The 12,879-nt window shown below is 63.0% G+C and carries 7 protein-coding genes and 1 riboswitch; of the genes, 4 read left to right on the top strand and 3 right to left on the bottom strand.

The genetic code is table 11. From position 1 onward, the window contains the following. Positions 1 to 136 precede the first annotated feature (136 nt). Positions 137 to 1,612 carry an amino acid permease gene (locus ACP3RB_RS06630; protein ID WP_426698857.1) on the top strand — a complete coding sequence of 492 codons (1,476 nt, stop codon included), beginning with the start codon at positions 137 to 139 and terminating at the stop codon, positions 1,610 to 1,612. A 179-nt stretch (positions 1,613 to 1,791) separates the two neighbouring features. On the opposite strand, the gene ACP3RB_RS06625 is transcribed toward ACP3RB_RS06630, so the two are convergent. Continuing rightward, positions 1,792 to 3,375: a dehydrogenase gene (locus tag ACP3RB_RS06625; protein ID WP_426698856.1), complete on the bottom strand. Its 1,584-nt coding sequence runs from the start codon at positions 3,373 to 3,375 to the stop codon at positions 1,792 to 1,794. A 413-nt stretch (positions 3,376 to 3,788) separates the two neighbouring features. Between ACP3RB_RS06625 and ACP3RB_RS06620 the strand changes: the two genes are divergently transcribed. Continuing rightward, positions 3,789 to 6,323, top strand: coding sequence for a helix-hairpin-helix domain-containing protein (locus ACP3RB_RS06620; RefSeq protein ID WP_426698855.1), 2,535 nt, complete (start codon positions 3,789 to 3,791; stop codon positions 6,321 to 6,323). A 244-nt stretch (positions 6,324 to 6,567) separates the two neighbouring features. Here the strand turns inward: ACP3RB_RS06620 and ACP3RB_RS06615 are convergent, their stop codons facing one another. Together ACP3RB_RS06615 and ACP3RB_RS06610 are read right to left on the bottom strand one after the other, a co-directional pair. Further along, positions 6,568 to 7,404 carry an aldo/keto reductase gene (locus tag ACP3RB_RS06615; protein WP_426698854.1) on the bottom strand — a complete coding sequence of 279 codons (837 nt, stop codon included), beginning with the start codon at positions 7,402 to 7,404 and terminating at the stop codon, positions 6,568 to 6,570. Positions 7,405 to 7,580: 176 nt separating this feature from the next. Continuing rightward, positions 7,581 to 11,765, bottom strand: coding sequence for an SNF2-related protein (locus tag ACP3RB_RS06610; protein WP_426698853.1), 4,185 nt, complete (start codon positions 11,763 to 11,765; stop codon positions 7,581 to 7,583). 254 nt (positions 11,766 to 12,019) lie between these two features. After that, positions 12,020 to 12,154, top strand: a riboswitch (SAM riboswitch). Between the two features lie 35 nt (positions 12,155 to 12,189). Between ACP3RB_RS06610 and ACP3RB_RS06605 the strand changes: the two genes are divergently transcribed. Beyond that, a complete protein-coding gene (locus tag ACP3RB_RS06605) occupies positions 12,190 to 12,417 on the top strand; it encodes a hypothetical protein (protein ID WP_005506796.1) in 228 nt (75 codons plus the stop codon). 10 nt (positions 12,418 to 12,427) lie between these two features. Next, on the top strand, positions 12,428 to 12,862 hold the full coding sequence (locus ACP3RB_RS06600) for a plasmid stabilization protein (RefSeq protein ID WP_049341485.1): 435 nt from the start codon (positions 12,428 to 12,430) through the stop codon (positions 12,860 to 12,862). Positions 12,863 to 12,879: the final 17 nt, after the last annotated feature.

The following is a 12,879-nucleotide window of genomic DNA, read 5'->3' as shown; positions in this document are numbered from 1 at the left end:
CCCCGAAATTCGGGGACACCCCGCAAAGCAACGGCCGCATATTCATGCACTAGCTATACCCCCTGAATTTTAATGATTCTCATTATAAGTAAGGGGTACATGCGGTACGGGGTACAACCGCTGAAAAGAGGACGTCGTGACTGAACAGAACAACGTCAGCCTGAATCCTAAAGCTCCCGAGCAGGGAGAGCGACTACACCGCGGTCTAAGCAACCGCCACATCCAGCTCATTGCCATTGGCGGTGCCATCGGTACGGGCCTGTTCATGGGCTCCGGCCGCGCCATCTCCCTGGCAGGGCCCTCCGTTATCTTCGTGTACATGCTCATCGGCGCCTTCATCTTCCTGGTGCTGCGAGCTATGGGTGAGATCCTGCTCTCCAACCTGAGGTACAAGTCCTTCTCCGACTTCACCACCGACCTGGTCGGCCCCATGGCTGGGTTTTTCCTCGGCTGGTCCTACTGGTTCATGTGGGTGGTTACCGCCGTCGCGGATATCATCGCAATTGTTGGCTACCTGCGTCTGTGGTGGCCCGACCTGCAGGCATGGATTCCGGCGCTCGCCGTCATCACCGTTCTGCTGACCCTGAACCTGGTGTCCGTGAAGAACTTCGGCGAAATCGAATTCTGGTTCTCCATGATTAAGATTGTCGCCATCGTTGCCCTGATTATTGTTGGTGGCGCCATGGTCGCTATCGGCTTCACCTCACCCAGTGGCGCGCAGGCATCCGTCGCAAACCTCTGGAATGACGGCGGCATGTTCCCCAACCACCTGATTGGCTTCCTCGGCGCGTTCCAGATTGCCGTCTTCGCGTTCATGGGCTCAGAGCTCGTCGGTACCACGGCGGCAGAAACCAAGGACCCCGAAAAGACCCTGCCCAGGGCAATCAACGCCGTGCCGGTACGTATTATGGTCTTCTACGTGGGTGCGCTCGTCACCATCCTGATGGTTACCCCCTGGCGCCTCGTCAGCCCCGATAAGAGCCCCTTCGTCGCCATGTTCACCCTGGCGGGCCTGGGTATCGCCGCGCACATCATCAACTTCGTGGTGATTACCAGCGCAACCTCCTCGGCGAACTCCGGTATCTTCTCCACCTCGCGCATGGCATTCGGTCTGGCGCGCGAGCGCAGCGCCCCGCAGTTCCTGGGCAAGATTTCTAAGAACGGTGTGCCGCGTAACGCGCTGTTCCTCTCGGCCGTGATGATGCTGTCCTCCATCGTGCTGCTCTACGCGGGTGACTCGATTTCTAGCGCGTTCAACCTGGTCACCACCGTGGCTGCGGTACTCGTGATTTTCGCGTGGGCGATGATCATGATCAGCTACCTGATGTACCGCAAGAAGTTCCCGTCACGTCACGAGAAGTCGAAGTTCCGCCTGCCCGGCGGCCGTTTCTCCGCCTGGCTGTCGCTGGTATTCTTCGCCTTCACCATCGGTGTGCTGACCATGGATGAAGAAACCCTCAGGGGTCTGCTCGCGATGCCCGTCTGGTTCGCGATTCTCGGTATCGGCTGGTTCTTCAAGCGCCGCGCGGATGCACGCCGCCACGAGGCGATTTCGACCCGCACCGCGCAGATTGCGATTGTGGAGGCGTCCGAAATCTTCTCGGCACGCTAAGCCGCATCTACTATCTGCGCCGGCTATCGGTACCGGCTGCCACAGTTGGTTTCCCGCGCATGCGTAAAGCCCGCGTCACCTGCTCCTCTCAGGGAGCGGGGACGCGGGCTTTTGCTCTCTCGCGATGAACCCGAGAGGCGCGCGGGCATGCGCGCTTAGACGGATGCTTAGACAGATGCTTAGACGGAAGCCATCTCAGCCTCTTCGGTCAGCGGGTCGTTGTCATCATCGGTGCGGTAGAAATCCCAGCGTTCACAACCGCAACCCGAACGCATCGCCTCGATGACGGCGGCAGCTGCCTCCAGTGGGTCGAGCGCGTGCAGGTTCCACAGCGCATGCACCGGAACCGGGCGCCTCCAGCCGTGCTCCTGCAAGAACTCCGGGTCGAAGGCGGGTAGCGCCTCGGCGGTGGGTTCAAGCTCGCAGAGGAAGCCGGTGGGGGAGCGGAAGACCGTCATCACGGGGGTCGGGTCCGCGTCCTCCAGGCAGGCGCCGTCGAAGAAGTAGTAGGTGCTCAGGCGGCGGTTCCAGGCAAGCTGCGCGAGGCGTTCGCCGAAGACATCCACCGTCTGCTCCCACTGGGTGCGATGGTACGCCGCCAGGTCGGTGTGGGCGGTCTGCACCACGCCGATGCCCTGCTCGGTGAGCTCGCGGGCGCTCAGACGCGCGGGCTCTGCGGGTTCCGCGGGCTCTGCGGGTGCGTCCGCGGGGGAGTTGTCCGCGGGGGAATTGTCGGGGGTATCCAGCTCTGCTAGTTCTGCCTCGGTGAGCTCTGTGTTAGACAGCTCAGCATCGAGGAGCTCAAGCTCCTCAACGACACTTGCTTCAGCAGCAACTGCGTTTGCTTCATTCCTGGTCCACAGGCGCAGCTCGCGGGCAATCTGTGCGCGTCCGCGATGCAGGGTCGCCTGCCAAGAGCCGAACTTGGCGCGCACCGCTCCCAGGGGCGGCACCTCACCAATCAGAGTCTGAATGGTCGACCAGTAGCCGTAGTTCAGCGCCGTCGGCTCGCGGTCGTAGCGGGCACAATAACTCAAAAAGAGGCTCAGAGTCTTCGGCGCAAAATCCTCGGGTACCGCGGCGGCGTCAATGTACCACTCGTTTTCGAGCGCCTCCGCCGGGTAGATGCCGGTGCGGAGCATGCCCAGACCCCAGTTGCCGTCACCGAGGTAATCGTTCGCGGTCTGAACCGGTGCCGGCCACGCCGATTCGCCCTCCATGCTCGAGGCAAGCAGGGTGTACAGGCTGCCGCCCTCGGTGCCTATTTCTTTTACACCGCGCTGCCGGATATCCTCGAGGGTCTGCGCGTACGCCTCTTCGTCCAGCTGGGAGTAAGGGTGCGCGGCAAGGTACTTGAGCGTTGCACCAATCTTCGCCAGGATATGGGCGATGTCTTCGCTATTGAAGTGGCGCGCCTCCAGCGCGGGCGGCAGGTCGTGGATAATATCGCAATCAAGAATCAGCGCCGTGTACTCGGGCTCCGGGGGCAGATCGTAGGCTTCCGCGAAAACATACCAGAGGCCGCAGGCGAGCACCGTGTAGCTCGGGGCCTCTGCCGTGACCGGACCAAACTGCCAGATACCGGAGTTCAGCGCATAGTTCAGATGCTTCTTATTGATGTGCGGGTACAGAAAGTTGAGGCGGCGGAGAACCTGGCTAGGGGTGAACCCCAGCGCGGCGAGTTCAGCGATAAGTTCTGCGTACTCGTCGTGAAAATCTAAGTAGCCCTCCGGAGCGTTTGATAGCGCGGCTTGTTCGCGCATGGGTCCCTCTTTCATCTGCGGGATGTGGCAGCACCTTGTCGCACCGTGCCGCCGAAACCCTGAACGTGTGCACGCAGATAAGGGCGTTTGCGTGGTGTGATGCCACCCCTTATCTGCACGAATGAGAGATATTTTTTCAAAAAAATATGCTCTTTTATCTAAATTTATCGCTCAAACTTACCACTATTCAAATACGTGCACCCTTAACACGGTTTCTTACGTAAAGATGACAACGTTTAGCGAACCCACAGGGCAAAATATGCACAAAGAGCCGCATTCTGCACTAGAAAATGCGGTGGAAAAATACGCTCACCCGCACCCGCAAAGATACGCAAAATACGCCCCGCGCTGACTCTATCCTCAGCCTCACCGGCCAACCCGTGAGCCGCGGCGAAATATGCGAAACTGGAAGGATGAGCGAACACCCCCTCCCGAGCAGCATCCGCCCGCGCGCGAATCGAGCTGCAGACCCCGCGCCCAGCAGCGCCGCACACCGCGAAAAACACGAAACCGGCGGCGCAGGTGAGCCGCCCGCCGAGCACCTCATCAACGCGCTCGCCGTAGAAACCGGCATCGCGCCGCACCGCATCCGCGCCGCCGTGGCGCTACTCGACGCCGACAACTCCGTACCCTTCATCGCCCGCTACCGCAAAGAAGCAACGGGCGCACTCACCGACACCCAGCTGCGCACCATCCAGTCGCGTCTGGGTCAGCTCCGCGCCCTCGAAGAGCGCCGCAACCGCGTGCTCGAAGCGCTCACCGAACGCGCCGACGAAGGCCTCATCGACCCGCTCACCCTGCTGCAGCTGCGTTCCTCGCTCATGAACGCCGCCACTATCGCGGACGTGAACGCCATCTACGCCCCGTACCGCAGCGAGCGCGTGACCCGCGCCCAGATGGCGCGTGCCGCCGGGCTTGATTCCCTCGTTGAAGACCTGCTGGAGGTGCCCCTCGCCGAGGCGCACGCCATCGCCGCCGCGTACATTACCGACGGCACCGAAGACGACGAAGACGACGAGGATGAGGGCATTGAGGCTGCAGAGGCGGACGAAGCCCTGCAGATTCACAGCGCCGAAGAGGCCCTCGACGGTGCCCGCGCGATTCTGATTGACCGCGCCCTCACCGACCCGGTGCTGAGCGAAAAGCTCCTCAAGCGCTTGCGCGAGAGCGGCGTGATTGAGTCCCGCGTGATTGCCGGTCAGGAAAGCACCGGCGCGAAGTTCTCCGACTATTTCGCCTTCTCGGACCGTATTCGTTCCATTCCGCCGCACCGCGTGCTGGCGCTACACCGCGCCAAGGACGCCGGTGTGGTGCGCCTCAAGGTGGATGTGGCACCCGCCCCCGTGGCGCTCAGCCGCCGGCGCGGTGCCGCCCGCGCCGAAGCTGAGGCCGCCGCCGAAAATTACGAGAACGTCCGTTCTGCATACGAGCGTGAAGTCGCCGCCGCGCTACGCATCCCCGTGCAGGTGCTCAACACCGTCGACGACGAAGACCGCGTACTCGGCTGGCTCGCCGCCACCGTCCGCACCGCATGGCGCAGCCACCTGCGCCCGCGCCTTGCCGAACGCATCCGCCACCAGCTACTCGACGCCGCCGCACAGCACGCCACCGAGGTGTTCGCCTCCAATCTGCGCGATATTCTGCTCGCCGCACCCGCCGGACACAAGACCACCCTTGGCCTGGATCCGGGTCTACGCCACGGCGTGAAATACGCCGTGGTTGACGGCACCGGTGAGCCGCTGCGCGTGGGCACCGTCTACCCGCACGCCCCGCGCAACCAGTGGGCAGAAGCACTGCGCGAGCTTGCCGTCGCCTGCCGCGAGCACGGCGTGGAACTTATCGCCATCGGTAACGGCACCGCAAGCCGCGAAACCGACAAGCTCGCCAGCGAACTGATCCGCACCCTGCGTGAGGAAGGCGTAGACGCACCCCAGAAGGTGACCGTCTCCGAGGCGGGCGCCTCCGTCTACTCCGCCTCCGCCCTCGCCGCCGCCGAGCTGCCCGACTACGACGTGACTGTACGCGGCGCTGTCTCCATTGCCCGCCGCCTGCAGGACCCACTCGCCGAGCTCGTCAAAATCGACCCGCAGTCCATCGGTGTGGGCCAGTACCAGCACGACGTGCCGCCCGCCGCCCTGCGCCGCGCCCTCAATGACACCGTCGAAGACTGCGTGAACGCCGTGGGCGTGAACCTCAACAGCGCCTCCGTGCAGCTGCTCGCGCATGTGGCGGGAGTGGGCACCGCAACTGCCGAACGTATCGTCGCCTACCGCACCGAGCATGGCCCCTTCGCGAACCGTCAGCAGCTGCTGAACGTGCCGCGACTGGGCGCGAAAACCTTCCGCCAGGCGGCAGGATTTATTCGCATCCGCGGTGGTGAGGAGCCGCTGGACGCCTCCGCCGTGCACCCGGAAGCGTACCCGCTCGCTCGCCGCATTATTGCCGACGCGCAGGCACGCAACGGCGCCCACTGGGTTGCCGGCGCCCTGGGCACCTCGGACGGAACTGACCCGCTCGCCGGGCTGAACCCCGCCGACTACGTGCAGGACAGCTGTGAGCAAGACAGGCAGGAGCAGGAGAGCGCGGAGGAAGGCACCGCCGGCGTGTACACGGTCGAGGACATCTTCACCGAGCTGCGCCGCCCCGGCCTGGACCCGCGCGGTAGCTTCCGCACCGCCCGCTTCTCCGAATCCGTCTCGCGCTTCGAGGATGTACGCCCCGGCATGGTGCTCGAGGGCACCGTCTCGAATGTGGCGGCATTCGGTGCGTTCGTGGATATTGGTGTGCACCAGGACGGCCTTGTACACATCTCGCAGATGAGCCGCGGCTACGTGGCGAACCCGCACGATATTGTGCGCAGCGGCGACATCGTGCAGGTGCGCGTGGTGGAGGTTGACCCGGCGCGCCGCCGCATCTCCCTCTCCCTGCTGGTGGAGGACGAGAACTAGCGGCGAAAGATAAGCTGCGGAGCGCTCGCTAAGGGTAGCGGCAGAAAAGCCAGTCGATCTGAGAACTCGAATCAGAGAACGAGTGTTCGCTAAAAACTCGACCCTGAGAACGTCAGAGCTGAGGGCACAATAAAGCCCCGACAAGCACTATCTGTGCCTGTCGGGGCTTTACTCTGTCTTTTACTCTGCCTAGCTTCGAGTCCCTCAACGCGAGACTCTATGCTCCCGCTTTCTACGCTCCAGCTTAGAAATCGATGTTCGCCGGGTCAGCGCCAATACGACCCTCGGGGCTGGACAGCGCATCCACAGCCGCGATGTCCTCGTCGGTCAGCTTCACGTTCACCGACGCCAGGTTCTCCTCAATACGCGAGGGGGTCACGGACTTCGGGATAGCCACGGTGCCCTTAGCCAGGTGCCACGCCAGCACAACCTGCGCGGGGGTTGCGCCGTGGCGCTCCGCAATCTCAGCCAGCACGGGGTTCTGCAGCAGATCGCTACCGTTGCCCAGCGGGCTCCACGCCTCAGTCGCGATACCGTACTCGGCGTGAACGGCGCGCAACGCCTCCTGCGAGAAGTAGGGGTGCAGCTCAATCTGGTGGATGACCGGAACCACGCCGGTCTCCTCAATAATCTCGCGCAGCTGCTCCTCGGGGAAGTTCGAAACACCAATCGAACGGACCTTACCCTGCTTCTGCAGCTCAATCAGCGCACGCCAGGAATCCAGGTACAGGCCCTGCTGCGGCTTAGCCCAGTGAATCAGGTACAGGTCAACGTAGTCGGTACCCAGCTTCTCCAGGGAAGCCTCGAACGCCTCAAACGCGCTCTCGTAACCCTGGTCAGAGTTCCACAGCTTAGTGGTGAGGAAGATATCCTCACGAGCCACGCTGGAGTTAGCGATAGCGCGGCCCACGCCCGCCTCGTTGCCGTAGATAGCGGCGGTGTCGATGTGGCGGTAGCCAATCTCCAGGGCGGTGCCCACAACCTTCTCGGCGACCTCATCCTCAACCTGCCACACGCCGTAGCCCAGCTGCGGAATGGATCGGCCGTCGTGGAACTTTACGTTGGGTACGTTGTAGCTCATGATGCTCCTTTGGAATCTATGGGGAGGCGGCGCCTCCGTAAGCAGTCCTTCAAGGCTACGCCTCAGAGCTCCCGTTGAGAAGAGCCACAGCGGAATCGGGCGTGAATCTAGCCCGAGGCGTAACCACGTGACGAAAGATGACGGGTGCCAGACATATCGCTCAGGCTGGAGGACGGCTATCGCTCGACAGCCGGCGCAAACAGCTCACGCACATCCTCAGCCGTCACCGCCGCGGAGGCGAACTCGCCCTCACCGACCACCGCATCGAAGAGCGCGGCCTTCGACTCCTTGAGCTGCATGACCTTCTCCTCAATCGTGCCCTCAGCGACCAGGCGGTAGACGTGCACCTCCTTGTCCTGGCCGATGCGGTGAATACGGTCCACCGCCTGCTGCTCGGCGGCGGGGTTCCACCACGGATCCATGATGAACACGTGATCCGCCTCGGTCAGGTTCAGACCGAAACCGCCAGCCTTGAGCGAAATGAGGAACACCGGCTCCTGACCGCTCGTGAACGTCTCGATGACCTCGGCGCGGTTGCGGGTCGAACCGTCCAGGTACAGGTGGCCGATGCCCTCCTCCGCCAGGCGCGCTGAAATGCTCTTGAGATAGCCGGTGAACTGGCTGAACACCAGCACACGGTGGCCCTTCTCGAGCAGATCGGGCAGCTGCTGAACCAGGTAGTCGCGCTTGACCGACGACACCCCGGCGTAGGCCTCCGGATCAATCAGCGCGGCATCAAGCGCCAGACGGCGCAGCAGGGTCAGCGACTGGAAGATCGTGAATCGGTTCTTGTCCATATCCTCCAGCAGACCCAGCACCTTCTGGCGTTCACGCTGCAGGTGCGTGTCATAGATGCGGCGGTGACCGGCAGCCAGCGGCAGGTTCACGCGCGTATCGTTCTTCGCCGGAAGCTCCGCCGCCACCAGCTCCTTGGTACGGCGCAGCATGAGTGGGCGGATGCGCCGGCGCAGACGAGCAGCCGTCGCTGCGGCGTGCGCCGGGTCCTCACCGGACTCCGCCGGGCGAGCGTACAGGTCACGGAACGCGCGGGCGGAGGGGAACAAGCCATCCGCCACAATCGCCAGCAGCGCCCACAGTTCCATGAGGTTGTTCTCAATGGGCGTGCCGGTCATCGCGATCTTGGTGCGGGCGGGCATCGCGCGGGCGATGGACCAGGCGCGGGTGCCGGTGTTTTTGACGAATTGCGCCTCGTCCAGCAGGAGCGCACCCCAGCCTTCGGGGGCGGAGAGTTCGCCCGTGGATTCGTCAACGATGCGGCCCAGCGTGCGGGCGTAGCCGGTGTACGCGTCCTCGTCCATGCGCAGCAGCGTGTAGCTGGTCAGCACCAGGTGCGCCCCCGCGATGCGCTCAGCCAGCGGGGTTTTACCGGCGGTGGTTTCGGTGATGGTCACGACCTTCGCCTCGGGCAGGAAACGTGCCGTCTCCGCCGCCCAGTTGGTAATGACGGAGGTCGGCGCAACCACAAGGAAGGGCGCGAACGGCTCGACGCTCTCACCGCGCCCGGCAGCATGTTCGGAGGCGGTACGTTCGGAGGCGGCACGATGCTCCTCAATCGCGTGGGCGAGCAGGGCGAGAGCCTGCACAGTCTTACCCAGACCCATATCGTCGGCGAGAATACCGCCCAGACGCTGCTCGTGCAGGAAGGACAACCACTGGAAACCCTCCACCTGGTAGGGGCGCAGGGTCGCCTGCAGGCCGGTGGGCACCGGGCGCTGAGCAATCACCCGACGGGAAGCCTTCTGGGGCGCGGGGGAATCCTGAGCACCCTTGTCAGAAGCCTTTTCAGAGCCCTTTTCGGCGCTCTCTTCGGTATCCTCCAGGCCCTCAACCAGCTCCAGCAGCGAACGTACCTGAGCGTCCCACCGCGCGGTCGTATGCACGCTCGCCGCCAGCGACTCCAGCTCAGAGAACAGCCCCGCCTGATGACGGTTAATGCGCAACTCACCGCCCGCATCGTCGAGTTCGCGAGCCTCCGCGATGAGGGTGCGCAAGGTCTTAAACTCGGGGCGACGCAGCGAAAAATAGGTGCCGTTACCGAGCAGAATACGGTCCGCCCCGCGATCTAGCGCCTCAAAAATTTGGGCGAACGGCACGGTCCAGTTGTTGACCTTCACAGCAATGCCCAGGCCGAACCAGTCGCGAGAATTGCCCTCGCTCACGGTGATTTCAATGAGCGCGTCGGTTGCCTCCACGAACTGCGGCGGAATGCCGTTAAAACGCACCTGAACAGCGGAAACACGGCGAAGCTTCGGCAGAATCGCGCTGAGCAACTCACGGGTCTCCCAGCCTTCGATGCGGCGCTCCTCCAGCCCGGAAAGCGCCGGGTGAGCGGCAAGAATAGCGCGCACCGAACGCAGTACACGCGCCTCAAAACGCTCATCGCGAACCTCACCGCCCTCTTCACCGGGGTAGCCGAAAACGGGCAGGGAGTACACATCGGAGCCGGTCGCAGGATTCTGGGCGCTCGCCTCCTTAGCGCTCGCCTCATCAGTGCTGTCCTCATCCACGCTGTCTTCCGCGAAGGGGTTCAGCGGGTACTCCCAATGCCAGCTCAGCTGCGCGTCATGGCGTACCTGCTCGTCAAAGCTGATGTCAAGCACCAGATGCGGCGGCTTCACGCGCGGCAGCGTCAGCGCCGGATCGGGGGTCAGCGAAGGAATGGAGCGACTGAGCGCGGGCAGGTATTCCTTCTGGAACGTGGCGCGTTCCGCGGCGGGAATGTGCACGGTTCCTGCGCTAATGAGCGATTCGGAGGCGGCATCGAGCGGCTCAACCAGGGGGATGAGCGCCAGCTCCACACCCTCGGGCAGTTCGGGCACGGCGGGGGAGTAGCGCACCCGTTCACCCTGCGCCGGGTTGATGGTCGGGGCAGGGGGCTCGGCAGCTACCTCCCGCGCGTCCTTTGGGGCAGTCTTTTGCACGAAAGATTCGCGGCCCACTTCATCCAGCGCGCCGGGGCGCGCGGTCTTCCAGTGCACCGCCTTTGCCGCCTGCTCGTACTCCTGCTGAGCGAGCCCGCCCAGGGCAAAGAATCCGGTGCGCGGGGTGCCGATGGGGTGGCAGTGCGCGGCGGGTAGCCAGAGCTGGCGCAGCAATTCGCCTTCGCGTCCTTCCCAGCTGAGCGCGGCTTGAAGCTGCAGGCCGGCGCCTTCTCCGGGTGTATCTTCTGCGGCGGCGGCGTGCAGGCGCACCTGTGCGGGGCTCAGCACGGCGTAGTTCACCTCGCGACCGTTGACGAGCAGGGGCAGGCCAATATCCTCCGCGCGGGCGAGTACATCCCAGAGCAGAGTGGAGGCAGATGCGCTAATCGAAATCCAGTCGCGGTGCGAGGAATACATGTTCTGCCAGGGGCGGGCAATCGAGTAGAGTTCGGCGAAGAATCGTTCGTGTTCAGGGTAGATTTCGTGCCGCCCGACGGGTCCGCCCACGCTGGAGGCGAAGGTTTCCCAGCTGAGCCCGCCCTTGATCCAGCGTCCAGTTTTGGACGCCATGAGCGGGCGGGCGAGCAGGTTAATGCTGGGGGTTGCTCCGGGCATATTGCGGCCGCGCGCGTAGGAGCCGGAGACGCTCAGCGAGAAATCCAGGGCACCGCTCACGCGCATCGAATCAATGCCCGCAAGGTCCTGACGTGCGGAAAGAACGGAGGAGAGGTCGCGCCGCCAGGCAGAAATCTTAGAGGTGGCGCCATCGAGCGCTGTGGGGTCGAGCGCAGTGGGGGAAGAGCCTAGCTCGTTGAGCGCAAGGCTTCCCTGCGGGTTTTCGGGTTCGGCAATCTCCGCATCGGGCGCGGGCAGTTTCGCCGCGGTGGTGAGTGCACCGGAGGCGCGCAGCGCCGCGAGTGGGTCGGCGGCCTTCTTCGCCTCCGCAACATCCGCGCTCTTTGAACCTGCGGATCCCTTTGCCTCTGCCGCACCCTTCGCTGCAGCACCGGGTACGCCGACCGGTCCGGGGTGTTCGCTGAGTGCCTTTTTCGCTACGGAGGCGCGGTCGAGCGCGGTGAGCATGAGCGCTACGGCGTGCTTGCAATCGGTGAGCACGGGGCAGGTGCAGCGGGCGGTGAAGGTTGCGGAGCCGCTGACGGCGGGGAAGAAGCGAATGGTCACTTCGTAGGGGATGATGGTGCTTCCGTTGACGAGCCCGGTGAGGGTGCTGTTGTCTTCGTCGTAGCTGTAGCGGATGACTTCGCGGTTGCGCTGGTAGGCGACACCGCGCTGGTAGGTGCGGTGCCCGGCCTGGCGAATGATCTGCGGTACGGTGACGGGAATTTCGGGGAAGGGGTTGTTGGCGCTCACCAGCTCATTATCGCGTATTGTGCGGGCTTGCGCCTTGTCGCCGGTCACGCGCTGGCGGCTGCAGGGCTGACTGCCGAGCTGGTTGCTGGGGCGACTATTGAGCGGTGGTTTGGGGCGTATTTCGTATTTTTGGTGGGGGAGTTTTCACCGCATAAAAACACCGGTATTCACATAAGATATTCCGCGCAGTATCAAAAATTCCCGCCATTTAAAACGTTTCCACAAGCCAAAACGCCAATAATCTAAATCTCTTTCAAAAAACGCTTTACTTAACTTGAGAAAATGCTGTAAGCTAAACCCAGCTTCAAGAGTTTCGACTGATAAGCTCCGACTATGGTCGAACGCCAACCCCATGTTCACGGGTGGCTCGGATGACGAAGCGGTTTGTATTCACCACCGGAATAACCGGTGGTAATTGGTACAGACAAGAGCAACGCGAAAGGATCGCGCCACTCACGGCGCAGGTTGTCACATGTACAACGGCTCTGCAACCGAAGCAGCAATCTCTCTGAACCCCTCCCGCTCCTACCAGGAAAGCCTGCGTGCCGCAGCTGTCCCCGCGCGAGGCGGATACACCGCAGTCAGCATTGACGATTACTCCCGCATTTCTTCTAAGCGCGACGAGTTCCTGAACTTCCTTCTTCTGCCCAACCCCGAGGGCATCCCCGCTATTGAGTACGCCGGTCTGCGCGTAGCGTAGCATTAGGGGTATGAATTTCTCCGGTATGCTCCTGGACTCCGACGTTCTTGCGGAGATCCGTAAGGCGGATCCAGACCCCGCCGTGGTCGCTTTTCTGCGCCGCCGCTCGTTCCGACACATGTACATTTCTGTGCTGAGTATTGGTGAGCTGAAGGGCCTGTACCCCTACCCGGAAACTGATCGTTGGATTACCGAACTTCTTGAGCGCTTTGGCGACCACGTCATTAATGTGGATGCGCGCGTGAGCCTCGAGTGGGCTGGCCGTCAGGCGCCGCGCGGCGTGCATGCCGTGGGTCGTGATGATGCCGGTCCGTTGCCTACCGCCGCCCTGGAGGGTCTGATGGCGGCGAGTGCGAGTGCCTATGATTTGGAGCTGATTTCTTCTAAGGCGCAGGTGTACCGCGCCTGGGGTGTTCAGGCTTCCAACCCGTGGACTGAGGATTAAAACTTTGCCGGATGCGC

Origin of the sequence: Rothia mucilaginosa, from assembly GCF_049990865.1 — a bacterium.
GTDB classification, from domain to species: Bacteria; Actinomycetota; Actinomycetes; order Actinomycetales; family Micrococcaceae; genus Rothia; species Rothia mucilaginosa_I.
The sequence above is the reverse complement of the archived record's forward strand: the minus strand, read 5'-3'. Positions and strand labels throughout refer to the sequence as shown.